This is a genomic window from Qipengyuania sp. S6317L1 (genome assembly GCF_023015615.1).
Lineage (GTDB): Bacteria > Pseudomonadota > Alphaproteobacteria > Sphingomonadales > Sphingomonadaceae > Erythrobacter.
The window spans coordinates 178,255-193,901 of the sequence record NZ_JALKAJ010000004.1 but is presented as its reverse complement, the minus strand read 5'-3'; the positions used below and the strand labels follow the sequence as shown (position 1 = coordinate 193,901).

Annotated in this window: 17 protein-coding genes; 12 read left to right on the top strand and 5 right to left on the bottom strand. The window is 60.4% G+C overall.

Features of this window, described 5'->3' with window-relative positions:
- The first annotated feature begins 1 nt into the window (after window position 1).
- Window positions 2–178: a YegP family protein gene (locus tag MWU38_RS10165; RefSeq protein ID WP_247271696.1), complete on the top strand. Its 177-nt coding sequence runs from the start codon at window positions 2–4 to the stop codon at window positions 176–178.
- Window positions 179–313: 135 nt separating this feature from the next.
- On the opposite strand, the gene rnhA is transcribed toward MWU38_RS10165, so the two are convergent.
- Genes rnhA through ispH form a run of 3 tightly spaced genes read right to left on the bottom strand, consistent with a single transcriptional unit; the run spans window position 314 to window position 2,760 of the window.
- On the bottom strand, window positions 314–763 hold the full coding sequence (rnhA, locus tag MWU38_RS10160) for a ribonuclease HI (RefSeq protein ID WP_247271974.1): 450 nt from the start codon (window positions 761–763) through the stop codon (window positions 314–316).
- 43 nt (window positions 764–806) lie between these two features.
- On the bottom strand, window positions 807–1,775 hold the full coding sequence (locus MWU38_RS10155; RefSeq protein ID WP_247271695.1) for a homoserine kinase: 969 nt from the start codon (window positions 1,773–1,775) through the stop codon (window positions 807–809).
- Window positions 1,776–1,785: 10 nt separating this feature from the next.
- Window positions 1,786–2,760 carry a 4-hydroxy-3-methylbut-2-enyl diphosphate reductase gene (ispH, locus tag MWU38_RS10150; RefSeq protein WP_247271694.1) on the bottom strand — a complete coding sequence of 325 codons (975 nt, stop codon included), beginning with the start codon at window positions 2,758–2,760 and terminating at the stop codon, window positions 1,786–1,788.
- 110 nt (window positions 2,761–2,870) lie between these two features.
- On the opposite strand from ispH, the gene MWU38_RS10145 reads away from it, so the two are divergent.
- From MWU38_RS10145 to tatC, 9 genes are all read left to right on the top strand, one after another.
- Entirely contained in the window at window positions 2,871–3,536 is a 666-nt protein-coding gene (locus MWU38_RS10145; protein WP_247271693.1) for a hypothetical protein, read from the top strand.
- A 194-nt stretch (window positions 3,537–3,730) separates the two neighbouring features.
- On the top strand, window positions 3,731–5,482 hold the full coding sequence (argS, locus tag MWU38_RS10140) for an arginine--tRNA ligase (protein WP_247271692.1): 1,752 nt from the start codon (window positions 3,731–3,733) through the stop codon (window positions 5,480–5,482).
- A 45-nt stretch (window positions 5,483–5,527) separates the two neighbouring features.
- The gene (locus tag MWU38_RS10135) at window positions 5,528–6,241 is read left to right on the top strand and encodes an SPOR domain-containing protein (protein WP_247271691.1); all 714 of its coding nucleotides are present in this window, start codon (window positions 5,528–5,530) and stop codon (window positions 6,239–6,241) included.
- A gap of 127 nt (window positions 6,242–6,368) precedes the next feature.
- Window positions 6,369–7,391: a beta-N-acetylhexosaminidase gene (nagZ, locus tag MWU38_RS10130; protein ID WP_247271973.1), complete on the top strand. Its 1,023-nt coding sequence runs from the start codon at window positions 6,369–6,371 to the stop codon at window positions 7,389–7,391.
- A gap of 68 nt (window positions 7,392–7,459) precedes the next feature.
- Window positions 7,460–8,245 carry a ScpA family protein gene (locus MWU38_RS10125; RefSeq protein ID WP_247271972.1) on the top strand — a complete coding sequence of 262 codons (786 nt, stop codon included), beginning with the start codon at window positions 7,460–7,462 and terminating at the stop codon, window positions 8,243–8,245.
- Window positions 8,245–8,967, top strand: coding sequence for an SMC-Scp complex subunit ScpB (scpB, locus tag MWU38_RS10120; protein ID WP_247271690.1), 723 nt, complete (start codon window positions 8,245–8,247; stop codon window positions 8,965–8,967). Before MWU38_RS10125 ends, scpB begins: the two co-directional genes overlap by 1 nt.
- A 102-nt stretch (window positions 8,968–9,069) precedes the next feature.
- Window positions 9,070–9,306 carry a twin-arginine translocase TatA/TatE family subunit gene (tatA, locus tag MWU38_RS10115; RefSeq protein WP_247271689.1) on the top strand — a complete coding sequence of 79 codons (237 nt, stop codon included), beginning with the start codon at window positions 9,070–9,072 and terminating at the stop codon, window positions 9,304–9,306.
- 54 nt (window positions 9,307–9,360) lie between these two features.
- Window positions 9,361–9,768, top strand: coding sequence for a Sec-independent protein translocase protein TatB (gene tatB / locus MWU38_RS10110; RefSeq protein WP_247271688.1), 408 nt, complete (start codon window positions 9,361–9,363; stop codon window positions 9,766–9,768).
- A gap of 9 nt (window positions 9,769–9,777) precedes the next feature.
- Window positions 9,778–10,614, top strand: coding sequence for a twin-arginine translocase subunit TatC (tatC, locus tag MWU38_RS10105; protein ID WP_247271687.1), 837 nt, complete (start codon window positions 9,778–9,780; stop codon window positions 10,612–10,614).
- 6 nt (window positions 10,615–10,620) lie between these two features.
- Here tatC and MWU38_RS10100 read toward each other — a convergent pair whose 3' ends face one another.
- Window positions 10,621–12,291 (bottom strand): amidohydrolase, encoded by a 1,671-nt coding sequence (locus tag MWU38_RS10100; protein WP_247271686.1) that lies wholly within the window; start codon window positions 12,289–12,291, stop codon window positions 10,621–10,623.
- Between the two features lie 3 nt (window positions 12,292–12,294).
- Window positions 12,295–13,191 carry an NAD(P)-dependent oxidoreductase gene (locus MWU38_RS10095; RefSeq protein WP_247271685.1) on the bottom strand — a complete coding sequence of 299 codons (897 nt, stop codon included), beginning with the start codon at window positions 13,189–13,191 and terminating at the stop codon, window positions 12,295–12,297.
- A gap of 88 nt (window positions 13,192–13,279) precedes the next feature.
- Between MWU38_RS10095 and MWU38_RS10090 the strand changes: the two genes are divergently transcribed.
- Entirely contained in the window at window positions 13,280–14,533 is a 1,254-nt protein-coding gene (locus tag MWU38_RS10090) for a threonine ammonia-lyase (protein WP_247271684.1), read from the top strand.
- 263 nt (window positions 14,534–14,796) lie between these two features.
- Window positions 14,797–15,642 carry an arginyltransferase gene (locus tag MWU38_RS10085; RefSeq protein WP_247271683.1) on the top strand — a complete coding sequence of 282 codons (846 nt, stop codon included), beginning with the start codon at window positions 14,797–14,799 and terminating at the stop codon, window positions 15,640–15,642.
- Window positions 15,643–15,647: the final 5 nt, after the last annotated feature.

Here is a 15,647-nt window from a genome sequence, read left to right as displayed (position 1 = left end):
GATGGCTCACAAGTTCGAAATCTACAAAGATAAAGCCGGCGAATTTCGCGTGCGCTTCAGCTACAACAGCGAAGTGATGTTCTCGACCCAGGGCTATTCGAGCAAGTCTTCGGCTGAAAACGCGATTGCTTCGATCAAGAAAAACGGCCCGGACGCGCCAACCGAAGACAACACCTGAACGCTTTGGTCCAAGCGAGGTTTAAAAACGGGCGTGCCGGATGACGGCGCGCCCGTTTTGCGTTGCGGTATCGGTTATTGGCGCGGTGTCGGTTATTGGCGCGGTGTGGTCGAAAGCAGTGGGCGCAGGCACAGCCTAGGCGTCTTCGCCCGCCGCGATCGCCTCTGCGGCATCGCTGGCGAGTTGATCCACACGTTCGTTTTCGGCGTGGCCCGAATGGCCCTTGACCCAGTTCCACGACACGTCGTGGCGATCGACCGCCTCGATCAGATCGTGCCAAAGATCGGCGTTGCGCACCGGTTTCTTGCTGGCATTGACCCAGCCGCGCTTTTTCCAGCCGTGGACCCATTTGGTGATCCCGTCGATCACATATTTGCTGTCGGAATAAACCTCGACCGCGCACGGCTCGATCAGGGCATTGAGCCCCTCGATCACAGCGGTCATTTCCATGCGGTTGTTGGTGGTGTCCGCGTCGCCGCCCGAAAGCTCTTTTTCATGAGGCCCCATGCGCAGCAAGACGCCCCAGCCGCCAGGACCCGGATTTCCCTTGCACGCACCATCGGTAAAGATCTGCACTTGTTTCATAGGCTTGCCCACCATCACGCAGCTTGTGCCCTATTCGCGCAAATCACGCAAACACATCGGCCCCTTGCGCGTCGTAAAAACGCCAGCGTGCGACGAATTGCATGGGGTCCTTGCGCGTGACCAGCGCATCATCGGGCGTGTCGAGCCAGTCTTCCGCGCGGCTTGCGATAAAGCGGATGCACGCCCCCTTGGCGATTTGCGGGAGCAGTTCGCGTTCGCGCGATGTCAGCTTGCGCACGCTTTCATACCCTTCGACAAGCGCACCGCCGAGAGGCGCACGATAATTCCCCGCATCATCGAAACACCACGCCGCATGGGTCACCGCAAGATCAAGCGCCATCGCGCCCGAGCACGCGAAGTAGAAATCAATAAGCCCGGTGACTTCGCTGCCCAGCATAAGCACATTGTCGCAAAACAGATCGGCGTGAATTTGCGCTTGGGGGAGGGCGGCCAAGTCAATCGCCGCCGCCTCGCGGGCAGGGCCAAGCATTGCCGGAAGGTCAGCGTTGATGGACGCAAGCGCATCGCTCCCGCATTTTTCCAGACAGGCCAGATTGTCGGCAAAACCCATCGTATTGGCGCGCGACAACGGGAAATCCGCGCTTGCTGCATGAATGCGTGCCAGCGTCTCTCCCACTGCGAACGCTTGCGCGGCGTCTGGCTGGGCGGGTGAGACACCGGGCAGAAATTCGATCAGCGCGACCGCTTTTCCGTCAAGCATCCGGAAGCTCGCGCCATCATTGTCGTGAATGGTGCGCGGCACCGGGCAGCCTTTGGCCGAAAGGTGGTCGAGAAGCCCTAAGAAATACGGCAAATCCTCAAGCTCGATGCGCCGTTCATACATGGTAAGAATAAAGCGCGTTCCTGCACCATCAGACCCGGCGGTTTCGATCAGCCAGTTGGAATTGGAAACCCCTTCGGCAATCCCCTTGGCAGAAACGAGTTCGCCCACCGGATAATGCGCGATAAGCGCGGCCAGCTCTTCGGCGCCAAGATGGGTGTAAACCGCCATTTGCCTCGCCCTATTCGGTGAGTTGACGCGGGAGCTTGAACACCATCTTTTCTTCGGTGTGCTTGATCACACGTTCGTTGAGAGGGCGCAGCTGGCCAAGCGCATCAACCACTTCGCGCACCAGCACTTCGGGAGCAGAGGCGCCAGCGGTGAGGCCGATTGTCTCGACACCATCGAGCCATGCAGGATCAATCTCGTCGGCGCGCTGGATCAATTTGCCCGGCGTGCCCAAACGCTCGGCCACTTCGACAAGGCGCAGCGAATTGGAAGAATTGGGCGCACCCACAACCAGCACCAGATCGCAATCCTGTGCCAGTTCCTTCACCGCTGCCTGGCGGTTGGAGGTGGCGTAGCAGATGTCCTCGGCCTTGGGCCCCTTGATATTGGGGTAACGCCATTCGAGCGCCTCGATCACTTCGCGCGTGTCATCGACCGAAAGGGTCGTTTGCGTGAGGTAGGCAAGCGGTTCATCCGTCTCGAACGGGAGCTTGTCGACGTCCTCGATATTCTCGACCAAGGTCATTTGGCCGGGTTCGACCTGACCCATGGTGCCGATCACCTCGGGATGGCCTTCGTGGCCCACGAAAATGATATGCCGCCCTTTTTCAAGCTGGCGCTCTGCCTGACGGTGGACTTTCGACACCAGCGGGCATGTCGCATCGACGTAGATCATATTGCGCCGTTCCGCCTCGGCGGGGACCGATTTGGGCACGCCATGCGCGGAAAACACGACCGGCGCATCGGTGGGCACTTCGTCCAGTTCCTTGACGAAAATCGCGCCCTTGGCCTTCAATCCTTCGACAACGTATCTGTTGTGGACGATTTCGTGGCGGACATAAACCGGCGCGCCATACCGCTCGAGCGCCTTTTCAACGATCTCGATCGCGCGATCGACGCCTGCGCAAAAACCGCGCGGGGCGGCGATCAAAAGGTTCAAAGGCTCAGCCGAAGCCGGAGCGGTCTTTTCAGTTATAGGCGCGTTCATACATCGCCCTCTAGCGCTTTGCTGCGCGGCTCGCTAGGGCGTAAGCCACGCATTGGACATATTACGCCGCATCTGACGGCAACCAGACTTACGAGGGACCACGCATTCTCATGACGCATTTTCGCATGACACGGGGCAAATCCGCTCTGACCGCGCTTGTTCTGGCGGGAGCGCTCGCCGGTTGTGCAGGCGAGGGGGACCTTGTGGTCAATCAGGGCGTCGGGATCACAGCCGTGCTTTCCACCTGCCCTGATGTCGGCATTCCCGACTACACCGGCGATGTGACGACGTTCCGCACCGCTGGCGACCAGACGCAGGGCAATCTCGATGTGAGCGCCGCGATCACTAACCTTCGTTCTACCTGCAACGACACCGGCGATCAGGTGTATTCCGAAGCAAGCTTTGACGTTCGCGCACGCCGCACCGACGTTCGCGGCGCACGCACCGTTACCTTGCCATACTTCGTGACCGTGCTGCGCGGATCAAGCGCGGTCGTGACCAAGCGTGTGGGCGAGGTCACCTTGTCCTTCGCCGATGGCGAGGAGCGCGCCACCGCAAGCGCCAAAGCGGGCTCTTATGTCGAGCGTTCGGCGGCAACCCTGCCCGAAGACATCCGCGAGCGAATCACCCGCAAACGGCGTGCCGGCGATCCTGATGCGGCGCTTGACCCGCTTGCCGATCCCGAAGTGAAAGCCGCGATCCAGCGCACCCGTTTCGAAATGCTGGTGGGCTTCCAACTGAGCGAATCGCAACTGGCGTATAACGCGACGCGGTAGGTTTGTGTTCGCCCATCCGGGCGAACCCTTCGCTAGACGCCCTTCGTTCGCTACGCTCTTTGCGGACCCGCTGCGGGTGGGCGCCCAGAGTCTCAGGCGGCCTTGCGACGCTTGGCGCGTCGTCTGGGGTCTTGTTGTATGGCGCGCCCTTTCGCTTTTCCCTTTTTGCCCTTTGCGCTAACGGCGCAAGTGAGATGACTGATATGCAAACCCTCTACACCGCCTTTGGCGGCACGATCGAAACCGCGCTCAATGCGATGGTGATTGACGGCGCTCTGCCGGAAGGAACCTCGTTCAAAAACGTGACGCTCGAACCGCCGCGCGATCCTTCGCATGGCGACCTTGCAACCAACGCCGCGATGGTTCTGGCAAAGCCTGCCAAGACGAACCCGCGCGCTTTGGCGGAAATCCTCGCGAGCAAACTCGAAGCCGCTCCCGGTATCGCCAGCGCCGAGATCGCAGGGCCGGGCTTCATCAACCTGCGCCTTGACCCGCAGGTTTGGCTCGATGAACTGCAGGCGATCGCCACGCTCGGTCGTGAATATGGCCGTTCGAAAATGGGCGCAGGGACGCGTGTGAACGTCGAATATGTCAGCGCCAATCCCACCGGCCCGATGCACATGGGCCACTGCCGCGGCGCGGTTGTGGGCGATGCGCTCTCCAGCCTGCTCGAATTCGCCGGCCATGACGTCACGCGCGAATATTACATCAACGATGCCGGCGGTCAGGTCGATACGCTCGCCCGCTCTGCGCACCTGCGCTACCGCGAGGCGCTGGGCGAGGATATCGGGGAAATCCCCGAAGGCTATTACCCCGGCGAGTATCTGAAACCCATCGGCGAATATCTCGCACAAGAATTGGGCGACAAGTACAAGGACGCTCCGGAAGAGGAATGGCTTGCCTATTTCCGCGCCGAAGCGGTCGAGAAGATGATGGACCTCATCAAGGGCGATCTTGCGCTCCTTGGTATCCATCATGACGTCTTTGCCTCCGAAGCGGCGCTTCATGCGGCGGGCAAGCCCGATGCTGCCGAAGCTTGGCTGCGCGAGCACGATCTGGTCTATGACGGCGTCCTCGAAGCGCCCAAGGGCAAGGCCCCGCCAGAGGATTGGGAGCCAGTGGAGCTTCCGCTGTTCCGTTCAACCAAATTTGGCGATGATCAGGACCGCCCGATCAAGAAATCGGACGGCAAATGGACCTATTTCGGCGCCGACCTTGCCTATCACATGCAGAAGGCGGAAGAAGCCGATGAGCTGATCGACATCTGGGGCGCGGACCATGCCGGGACCGTCAAACGGATCAAGGCGGCTGTTGCCGCGCTTTCCGAAGGGAAAGGCGAGCCCACGCCATTTGACGTGAAACTCGTCCAGATGGTTCAGCTTATGCGCGGCGGCGAACCTGTGAAAATGTCGAAGCGTTCGGGCAATTTCATCACGATTGCGGACATGATCGAAGAGGTCGGCCGCGACGTCGTGCGTTTCACCATGCTGACACGCAAACCCGAAGCGCAGATGGAATTCGACTTTGCCAAGGTCGTCGAGGCCAGCAAGGACAACCCCGTGTGGTATGTCCAATATGCCCACGCACGCATCCAGTCGACTTTGCGTAAAGCATTGGAAGATGAAGGGTTTACGCCTTCCGCCGACGCTATCGCAGAGCTTGGCAAAGAGGAGCGCGCGCTTATCAAACGCGCCGCGCAATTCCCGCGCGAGGTCGAAGCCGCCGCCAAAGCGCGCGAGGCGCACCGCATCGCGTTCTATCTCTATGATCTGGCAACCGACCTTAACGCCTTCTATTCCTTGGGTAACACTGACACCCAAAAACGCTTCATTGTGAAACAGGCACGCGGAATATCGCAGGCGCGGCTTTTCCTCGGGGAAGCAATCGGGCAAGTTATCCGCAATGGTCTTGGCGTGCTTGGCGTGGAGGCCGTCGACAGGATGTAGCCGCGAGCGTTTCGAAAACGCGGTGCAAGGGAAGGGTGAAGTGCCTTGATTATCGATGCTGAATATGAAGAGGTCGAAGGCGGCGATGCCGAACTGGACCTGTCAGCGGAGGACAGTCTTCCGTGGCTTGAGGCCGAAGAGGAAGACGATGATGGCGGCAATGACAACACCCATCTCATAATCCTTGGCCTTATCCTTTTCGGCGTTCTGGTCGCCGGTGTCGGCACGGTCTGGTTCTTCGGAAGCAAGGCAGACGATGCGATGGCTGCCGCCGATGGCAGCGTAATCGAAGCGCCCGATGGCCCGATCAAGGAACGCCCCGAAGACCCCGGTGGCAAGGAATTTGCAGGGACCGGCGCAGTTGCCCCCGTGGTGGCCGAAGGCGGCACGCCCGAAGGTGTCATGAACACCGATGGCAACGCCAATGCTGGCGGCGATAACGCTGATGAGGGCGCGGCTGGCGCTTCGGGCGACGGTTCGTCCGGCAGCGGAGATACCGGCGCTGCAACGGGGGCATCGGCATCGGGCGTGGGCGTCCAGCTTGCCGCCTATTCGAGCCGCTCACGCGCAGAACAGGGCTGGCGCGAACTTTCCCGCCGCACCGATGCGCTCTCGGGCCTGCGCTATCGCATCGAGGAAGGCGTGGTCGATATCGGCACGGTTTACCGCCTGCAGGCCGTCGCAGGCGACCGCGCGGCGGCTGATCGCCTTTGCGCCGAACTCAAGTCGGATGGCATTGATTGCCAGGTCAAAGGCTGAGCGAAAGGGTGATCCGGCGGCGTTTTCGCAAGATTGCGCCGCTTACGGGCGCATTTTCCCCGTAAAATAGCTGCAATGGATGGTTACTGCGCTTGCGTGTTTGCGGCTTGGGTGCTGTCATATGACGATGGTTCCTGCGATATTCGGATGTTCTGGCACAAAGCTGACAGCGGACGAGCGCGCGTTTTTTCGTGACGCTGATCCGGCGGGCTACATCCTGTTTGGCCGCAATTGCGAAGACGCAAGGCAGCTGCGCGCTCTCACCGATGAACTGCGCGAGCTTCACGGTCGCGATCACCTGTTGATCTCGATTGATCAGGAGGGCGGGCGTGTCGCGCGTCTGCGCCCGCCGCATTGGGCTGCATACCCTTCGGGCGAGGCATTCGACCGGCTTTACCAATTGGCTCCGGCAAGCGCGATCGAAGCCGCGCGCGTGGGCGCAAAGGCGATGGGGCTGGAGCTGTCGGCAATGGGCATTACGGTGGACTACCATCCGCCGCTCGACCTTCGGCAGGAGGGGGCGCACGATGTAATCGGTGACCGCTCTTTGGGCCATGACCCGATGCAAGTGGCCGCGATTGGCCGAGCGATACTGGATGGATTGGCCGCAGGCGGGGTGACAGGCTGCATCAAGCATATGCCGGGGCATGGCCGCGCCCTGTGCGACAGCCACAAGGAAATGCCCACGGTCCATGCGAGCGCCGGGGAACTGGCTGCGGATCTGGAGCCGTTCCGCAAGCTCAACGGCGCGCTTATCGGCATGACCGGCCATCTCAAGTTTCCCGTATGGGACGAGGCGCTTCCCGCGACGCTTTCTGAAACGATCATCAAAGAGATCATCCGCGGCGAAATCGGCTTTGACGGCCTGCTTTTGACCGATGATATCGACATGGAAGCACTCGACGGCAGTGTGCCGGAACGCTCCGGCAAAGCGATTGCGGCAGGATGCGACATCGTGCTCAATTGCTGGGCCAGGATGGATGATATGGTCGGCATTTGCGAGGCCGTGCCCACGATGTCGTCGCGCACGGCTGAGCGGCTTGCCAAAGCCCTTGAAGGGACGCAGGTTGCAGACGGATTGTCCGATGATGCGGGCGAACTTCTGGCGAAACGCGACGCGCTTCTGGCGATTGCGGGGGAAGCTGCATGAGCGCAAGCCAGGAAGAGGGCTTCATGCTGACGGGCGGTGCGATGAACGCGCCCGAACCCGGCGCGATCATGCCCGATGGGTGGGACGATGATCCCGCAAAACAGGGCGCGAAGGCCGGCGAAGAGGCGCTCTATCTCGAGCTTGATGGCTGGGAGGGGCCGCTTGACCTTCTCCTCGATCTGGCGCGGCGGCAAAAGGTTGATCTCAAACAGATTTCCATCCTCGCGCTGGTTGACCAATACCTCGACTATATCGAGCAGGCACAGGATTTGCGGCTGGAACTGGCGGCGGATTATCTGGTGATGGCCGCCTGGCTTGCCTTCCTCAAATCCGCCATGCTCCTGCCCAAGGACGAACAGGAAGATCCAAGTCCCGAAGAGCTCGCTCTGCGTCTGCAACTCCGCCTCCAACGCCTCGGCGCGATGCGCGAGGCGGGCGCGCGGCTCATGGCGCGCGACCGGATCGGGCGCGACATATTCCTGCGCGGGCGACCAGAGGGATTACGCACCGATCGCAAGACGCTTTGGAAGTGCGATGCCTATTCGCTGATCCAGGCCTATGGTCAGGTCAAAGCACGCACCGCGCCGCGCATCTATCACGTGTCAGACCGCCCGGTGATGACTTTGGACAGCGCGCTTGACCGGGTGTCTGCGATGATTGGCGTGACGCTCGACTGGATGGATTTGCGCGACTTCCTTCCCAAACACGCAGAGCCCGCGCTGCGCCGTTCGGCGCTCGCTTCAAGCTTTGTCGCAGCGCTTGAACTCGCGCGTTTGGGCAAGGCCGAAATCGAGCAGGACGGCGCGTTCGAGCCGCTGCGCATCCGGCGCCTGAAAGAAAAGGCGCTGAGCTGATGTCGGACCACGACCCGGCGCCCGATGAAATCACCCGAGGCCTCGAAGCCACTCTCTTTGCCGCCGAAGAACCCTTGAGCGTGGACCAGCTTTGTGCGCACCTTGGCGACTGCGAAAAGAGCATCATCCGAGACGCGCTCAAGTCCCTCGAAGCGCATTATGCGAACCGCGGCGTGCACTTGGTCGAGCGCGGCAAACGCTGGCATTTCGAGACAGCGCCCGACATGGCGCACCTTCTACGCCGCGAAAAAGAGCAGGTCCGCCGCCTCAGCCGCGCGGCCACCGAAGTGCTTGCCATTATCGCCTATCACGAGCCGGTCAGCCGCGCCGAAATCGAATCGATCAGGGGTGTGCAAACCAGTTCGGGCACGCTCGATGTGCTGATGGAGGCAGGCTGGATCAAGCTTGCCGGTAGGCGCGAAGTGCCCGGACGTCCGGTGATTTACGCGACGACGCCTGATTTTCTCGACCACTTTGGCCTGTCTTCGCGCCGCGATCTTCCCGGCATCGACGAACTGCGTGCCTCGGGCCTGCTCGATCCGGTCGACGAAGCCTTCGAAGAGGCGATGTCCCCCGACAACGAAGAGCACGACGGCGAAGAGAGCGACGACGAAGAGAGCGACGGCGAAGAGAGCGAAGAGGATGAGGCCGAAGCTTCGCGATCGGGCGAGCCCCAATCGGGCGAGCCCCAATCGTGTGAGCCAGCCCCCTCACCTGAGTGAATTCGCGCGAACAAACGCTAGTCTCACTGGCATGATCGCGGCGAAGCGCCTATATCGGGTGCGTAACACCCCCCTTCCAAGGGCAATTAAGAGAGAAATCCTATGTTCGGCCAAATCGGTATCTGGCAAGTCCTCATCCTTGCGATTGTCATTCTCGTGCTCTTCGGTCGCGGCAAAATTTCAGAGATGATGGGTGACTTTGGCAAAGGCATCAACAGTTTCAAAAAAGGCATGAACGAAGAGGCTGGCAGCGAGGACAAGCCCAAGGGCGAGATCGAAGCGCCTGCCAAGGAAACCGGCGACGCCAAAACGGCTGAAAAGAGCGAAACATCAAGCTAACCGGCTGTTTTGCAAAGCTTTCGCCTTACCCTCGATTAAGAGACCCCAAGCCCCATGTTTGATCTTGGCGCCGCAGAAATACTGGTCATTATCATCGTCGCGGTCCTTGTGATCGGGCCGAATGATATGCCCTTGGCGATGCGCCATGCGGGCCGCTGGATCGGCAAGGTTCGGCGCGTGTCCTCGCACTTTCGCACCGGCCTTGATGCCATGGTGCGCGAGGCCGAGCTTGAGGACATGGAAAAGAAGTGGAAGGCCCAGAACGAGGCCATCATGAAGCAGTCCGCCAAGGCCGTGGAAGAGGAAAAGGGCGAGCCGGTGATGACTGGCCCCCCTCCGGTTTCGGAAACGCCCAAGGCTGCGAATGCGGAAAGCGCAGCTCAAAAGGCAAAGCCCGCCGAGCCAGCGCCGTCGCCCTCCAAACCGTCAGAGCCGGAAAGCCCGGCCAAGCCGCAAGGATAGGCGGCGCACATGGCTTTTGAAATCAAGGACATCGACGAAACGCGCGCTCCGCTGCTCGACCATCTGATCGAGCTTCGCAGCCGGTTGATGCGCTCGATCTTTGCATTGCTTATCGGCTTTGGCATCTGCTTTTATTTCGCCGACTTTATCCTTGGCTTTCTGGTCCAGCCTTTGAAAGACGCCTTTCCCGAAGGGGAGGGGCAACTGATCTTCACCAAGCTTCCCGAAATTTTCTTCGTCGAGCTCAAGGTCGGCCTGTTCGGCGGGTTCATGGTGAGCTTTCCGATCATTGCCAACCAGTTGTGGGCCTTTGTCGCACCCGGCCTGTACGCCAATGAAAAGCGCGCATTCCTGCCGTTTCTGATCATGACCCCGGTATTGTTCATCGGGGGCGCGGCGCTGGCATACTATGTGGTGATGCCGCTCGCCTTCCTGTTTTTCCTGGGGTTCGGCGGCGAAACCGGCGGACTTCAGATACAGGCGCTTCCTTCGGCGGGCGATTACCTTGGCCTTGTGATGCAGTTCATCATGGCGTTCGGCCTCACCTTCCTTTTGCCTGTGCTGCTCCTGCTGCTGCACCGCGCTGGCATTGTCACCCGCGATCAACTGGTGGCGGCGCGCCGCTATGTGATCGTTGGCATTGTGGCAATCGCTGCGATTGTGACGCCGCCTGATCCCGGCACGCAGGTTATCCTCGCAGTGCCGCTTCTGATCTTGTTCGAAGGCTCGCTCATCATCATGCGCATTCAGGAACGCGCGATGAAGAAGAATAATGCCGAGATTGAAGACGATACTTCGGACGAGCCGCCCAAAAAGATAGAGGCGAGCGATCAGCCCGCCGAATAGCGCGCATTAGCGTGCGAAAACCTGCACGCCGCCAATCCACACGCCGTTCACCTTCGTTTCACGGATTTCTCCGGGCGAGGCGAGCAGGGGATCGCGGTCGACAAGGATGAAATCGGCGCGCTCTCCGGGGATCAATCGCCCGAACTTGCCATCGGCAAAGCCGGCGAAAGCTGCATCGGCGGTGAAGGCGGCCAGCGCCTGTTCGCGGCTCACCGCCTCATGCGCGCGCCACCCGCCAAAGGGGCGGCCATTTTCGTCCGTGCGGCTGATGGCAACGGCGATCCCGGCAAAGGCGTCGGCAGGCTCCACCGGCGCGTCCGATCCAAAAGCGATGCGCCCGCCAATTTCTATGATTGAGCGCCACGCATAGGCGCCGCCCAGTCGGTCTTCGCCAAGGCGCGCTTCGGCCATGAACATATCGCTTGTCTGGTGGAGCGGCTGCATCGAGGCGATGGTGCCATATTCACCGAACAGCGGAAGGTCAGCCGGATCGACGATCTGCGCGTGCTCGATGCGCCAACGCCGGTCGCCATCGTAGCTTGTCGAAAGCTCGGCAATGGCCATCAGCACATCTTCATTGGCCGCATCGCCAATCGCGTGAACAGCCGTCTGGAAACCGTCCATCGCAGCGCGGCTCATCCGGTTGCGGAGTTGCGCTGGGCTGGTGATCGCGATGCCGCGCGTTGTCGGTTCGTCGTGATAGGGTTCCTTAAGCGTCGCGCCGCGCGAGCCCAAAGCGCCATCGACGTAAAGTTTGAGGCCGTTGAGCCGCAATTTGTCGTCATAGAGCCAGGGGGTGGGGCCGGGCCCTCCGATAAGCTCCATCGCCTCGGGGCTGTCGGCATAAGACATGATGCGAATGTTAAGCGCACCCCGGTCGGCCGCGCGCCGGAAGGTCATCCAGTCGACCACCGGCGTTCCCATATCGGCAACCGCGGTAATCCCGTTTTCAAGGAGGCGCGATTGGGCAAGCGCGAAGGCAAGGTCGCGGTCTTCTGCGCGCGGGGGAGGGACGCTGTCACCGACAAGGCTGCTTGCCGCATCGATGAAGATGCCGCTTGGATTGCCGCTTTCATCGCGGATGATACGCCCGCCCTCGGGGCTCTTGCTGTCCGCATTGACCCCTGCGCGTTCCATCGCGAGCGAATTGGCCCAGTTTGCGTGGTTGTCTGCGCGCTCCAGCCATACGGGGCGGTCCGACACCACCGCGTCCAGTTCCGCTGCGGTCGGGAAACGGCCAAGGCCCCATTTCTCCTGGTTCCAGCCGCGTCCCAGGATCCATGGGCGGCCCGGGTTCTCTTGCGCAAAGGTTGCGATCTTGGCGAGCGCTTCGTCGAGGCTGTTGGTGTCGGAAAGGTCGAGTGTGAGCGCGGCAAAGCCGATATCCATCACATGGACATGGCCATCAATCATGCCGGGAAGAAGGACCTGACCCTCTCCATCCATGGCAAAGTCGATGCCTTCGGGGCGATCCTGTCCGCGTTCCAGAACGTGGGTGATGATGCCCTCATCATCGTAAACCAGCTGCGTGAAGCGTCTGGCTTCGCCCTCTTCGTCAATGGTGATACCATTCACGTTATATATCAATGTGTTAGCTAATGCTGGGGTGGCGCTGAAGGCCACACTTGCGGCCAGAACGGCCAAAGTTGACAACCGGGCTGCTGGGAGGTGTTTCATGAACTAAACTGCCTTTGGAAGGCGGGTGATCAGCCCGCTTGTGTCATAGCGATTGCCGCCTTTGGCTTGCACCTCGGCGTAGAATTGATCGACCATTGCGGTGATCGGAGATGAGAGGCCCAGACGCTTTGCCTCGTCGAGCGCGTAGCCCAGATCCTTGCGCATCCAGTCGATGGCAAAGCCGAAGTCGAACTCGTCCGTGGTCATCGTCTGCCAGCGGTTATCCATCTGCCAGCTTTGTGCAGCGCCGCCCGAGATTGCTTCGTATGTCTTGTCGAGATCGAGCCCCGCGCCCTGTGCCAGCCGGATCGCTTCGGAAAGGCCGCCAAGGATACCGGCAATGCACATCTGGTTTGCCATCTTGGCCGTCTGACCAGCTCCCACTGGTCCCACATGGACGATAGCCTTGGCGTAAGGCTCCATCACGGGCCTCGCACGCTCCATCGCTGTGTCCGAACCGCCGCACATGATCGCAAGCTGCCCGTTCTCGGCACCCGCCTGACCGCCGCTCACGGGTGCATCGACGAAAATGACACCCTTCGCTTCGCACGCCTCGGCAAGGCTGCGCGCCATATCGGCGGATGTGGTGGTGTGGTCGATCAGTAGCGCGCCTTCACCCATCGCTTCGAGAACGCCATTTTCCGCCGTTGTGACGCTCGATAGATCTTCGTCATTGCCAACGCAGGTGCACACCACATCTGCGCCTTCAGCAGCCCGAGCGGGCGTCTCTGCAAATCGAACGCTCAACCCTTCGTCATCCCAGGCTTTGCGCCACTTCGCGGCGCGCCCGGGCGAGCGGTTGTAAGCGGATACATCAAACCCGGCGCGGGCGAGATGGCCGGTCATCGGACCGCCCATTACGCCAAGCCCGATGAAGGCGATCTTGGTGTTAGTGCTCATGGGCTTGCTGCCTAATAGCTTTGCTACCCATTTGCCAAGCCGTTCGCGGTTGCTCTTGGACAAGTGAAGGCTTATCGCCCCAGCCATTATGAATGCACCAACGCCAAGTCTAACCCCGGCGCACACACCCGCCGACCTGACCATCGACGACGTGCGGGCCGCAGCGACCCGTATCGAAGGCTCCGTCGTCAAGACGCCGATGATGCATTCGATTACGCTTTCAGAGATTATCGGCGCTGAGGTTTGGCTGAAGTTTGAAAACCTTCAGTTCACCGCTGCTTATAAGGAACGCGGCGCTCTGAATGCGCTTTTGCAGCTTAGCGAAGAGCAAAGAAGCCGCGGTGTGATTGCAGCATCGGCAGGCAATCACAGCCAGGGGCTGTCCTATCACGGAACGCGCCTTGGCGTGCCTGTCACCATCGTCATGCCCAAGACCACGCCCACGGTGAAGGTCATGCAGACCGAGAGTGTGGGCGGCAATGTGGTTCTCCACGGTGAGACTTTTGACGATGCCAACGCCCATGCGCGCGAGCTTGAAGTAGAGCGCGGGCTTACATTCGTGCACCCCTTCGATCATCCACACGTGGCCGCAGGGCAGGGGACGGTTGCGCTGGAGATGCTGGAGGTCACGCCCGACCTCGACTGTCTCGTGGTGCCGATCGGGGGCGGTGGCCTGATCTCCGGCATGGCGACAGTTTCGCGCGAATTGTCGCCCGATCTGGAAGTGGTCGGCGTGCAAGCAGGCCTGTTTCCCAGCATGTTTTCCAAGATCAAGGGCGAGGAGCGCGATTGCGGCGGCGATACGCTTGCCGAAGGGATCGCGGTCAAGCACCCCGGCGTCTTTACCAGCCAGGTGATCGAAGAGCGGGTGGATGATATCATGCTGGTCGATGAGCCCGCGCTTGAAAAGGCGGTGGCGCTTCTGCTCCAGATCGAGAAGACCGTTGTCGAAGGCGCTGGCGCTGCGGGGCTTGCTGCGGTGCTCGCCAATCCGGAGCGGTTCAAGGGAAAGAAAGTCGGCCTTGTTCTGTGCGGCGGCAACATTGATACGCGCCTGCTTGCCAATGTGCTTTTGCGCGATCTGGCACGTCAGGGACGGCTGGCCCGCCTGCGTGTCACGCTTCAGGATCGGCCCGGCGCGCTGTTCAAGGTGATGCGCCTGTTCGATGCGCACAATGTCAACATCATCGAAATCTACCACCAGCGCATTTTCACAACGCTGCCCGCCAAGGGGCTTATCACCGATATCGAATGCGAGGCGCGCGACGCTGATCAGGTGGAGCAATTGGTGCGGGCACTGCGCGAGGCGCGCTATCACGTCGATGTGGTCGAATTGAACTGATCGAAGGGCCTGCGGCTTTCGTTTCGCGGGGGTTTGAAACGAGCCTTGGGCCCAGTGTCCCACAAAGCGACGATTGCCTCTGAGACAATGAAGCATTGCTCCAAAGCGGTGTATTTCTGAGCCGATTGGTGTGCAAACTCAGACAAATTTAACCACGATTTGTGGTTAAGGGTCTTTTACCGAGGGGCGCAAAAAGGCATAAGATTGTCTTAACGCAGCAACCGCTGATTCCACTCTCTCGCCAAGAGGACGACGCAAGACCCGTGACGGCCCCTATTCGCTTCCCTCGCTTTTTCGTGACCAGCCCTGCGCCTTGCCCCTATCTTCCGGGCCGAAGCGAGCGCAAGGTGTTCACCGAACTGAAGGGAGCGCACTCGGATCAACTCAACGAGGCGCTTGGCCGGATCGGGTTCAGGCGCAGCCAGACGGTGGCCTATCGCCCCAGCTGTCTTGATTGTCAGGCGTGTGTTTCGGTCCGTGTCGTGGCGCAGGCGTTTAAGCCTTCTTCCACGCAAAAGCGCGATATCAAGCGCAACCGCGATTTGATCGTGACCGAGTGCCGCCCTTGGGCGACCGAAGAACAGTTCGAGCTGCTCACCAAATATCTGAGCGTGCGTCACCCCGATGGCGGCATGTCGACGATGGACGAGATGGATTATGCCGACATGGTCGAGCATACCCCCGTCACGAGCTATCTGGTCGAATACCGCGAGCCCACCGAAACCGGTGAGCCAGGCAAACTTGTCGGTGCGTGTCTGACTGATCGCCAGGGCGATGGTCTTTCGATGATCTACTCGTTTTACGATCCCGAGCACGAGGGCCGCGCAGGTCTTGGCAATTACATAATCCTCGATCACATCAAGCGCGCGGCCGAAAGCGGGCTTCCTTACGTATACCTTGGATATTGGGTCGATGGCTCCCCGCGTATGCAATACAAGGTGCGCTATCGCCCACTTGAACAGCTGACGCGCGATGGGTGGCGTCAGATGAGCGACGAGGAACAAAGCAAGCTGATTGCCGCCGCCACGGCACCGCGCAGCGAAAAAGCTGGTGAAATGACCGGCGCTAGGGGTAAAGACGGACAGCCTGTTAAATTCGCTGCGAGCTGACGTTT

What these genes read in the sequence shown, in the direction of transcription:
- MWU38_RS10165 (WP_247271696.1), top strand. Translation starts at nt 2, where the DNA reads ATGGCTCACAAGTTCGAAATCTACAAAGATAAAGCCGGCGAATTTCGC.
- rnhA (WP_247271974.1), bottom strand. Translation starts at nt 763, where the DNA reads ATGAAACAAGTGCAGATCTTTACCGATGGTGCGTGCAAGGGAAATCCG.
- MWU38_RS10155 (WP_247271695.1), bottom strand. Translation starts at nt 1,775, where the DNA reads ATGGCGGTTTACACCCATCTTGGCGCCGAAGAGCTGGCCGCGCTTATC.
- ispH (WP_247271694.1), bottom strand. Translation starts at nt 2,760, where the DNA reads ATGAACGCGCCTATAACTGAAAAGACCGCTCCGGCTTCGGCTGAGCCT.
- MWU38_RS10145 (WP_247271693.1), top strand. Translation starts at nt 2,871, where the DNA reads ATGACGCATTTTCGCATGACACGGGGCAAATCCGCTCTGACCGCGCTT.
- argS (WP_247271692.1), top strand. Translation starts at nt 3,731, where the DNA reads ATGACTGATATGCAAACCCTCTACACCGCCTTTGGCGGCACGATCGAA.
- nagZ (WP_247271973.1), top strand. Translation starts at nt 6,369, where the DNA reads ATGGTTCCTGCGATATTCGGATGTTCTGGCACAAAGCTGACAGCGGAC.
- MWU38_RS10125 (WP_247271972.1), top strand. Translation starts at nt 7,460, where the DNA reads ATGCCCGATGGGTGGGACGATGATCCCGCAAAACAGGGCGCGAAGGCC.
- scpB (WP_247271690.1), top strand. Translation starts at nt 8,245, where the DNA reads ATGTCGGACCACGACCCGGCGCCCGATGAAATCACCCGAGGCCTCGAA.
- tatA (WP_247271689.1), top strand. Translation starts at nt 9,070, where the DNA reads ATGTTCGGCCAAATCGGTATCTGGCAAGTCCTCATCCTTGCGATTGTC.
- tatB (WP_247271688.1), top strand. Translation starts at nt 9,361, where the DNA reads ATGTTTGATCTTGGCGCCGCAGAAATACTGGTCATTATCATCGTCGCG.
- tatC (WP_247271687.1), top strand. Translation starts at nt 9,778, where the DNA reads ATGGCTTTTGAAATCAAGGACATCGACGAAACGCGCGCTCCGCTGCTC.
- MWU38_RS10100 (WP_247271686.1), bottom strand. Translation starts at nt 12,291, where the DNA reads ATGAAACACCTCCCAGCAGCCCGGTTGTCAACTTTGGCCGTTCTGGCC.
- MWU38_RS10095 (WP_247271685.1), bottom strand. Translation starts at nt 13,191, where the DNA reads ATGAGCACTAACACCAAGATCGCCTTCATCGGGCTTGGCGTAATGGGC.
- MWU38_RS10090 (WP_247271684.1), top strand. Translation starts at nt 13,280, where the DNA reads ATGAATGCACCAACGCCAAGTCTAACCCCGGCGCACACACCCGCCGAC.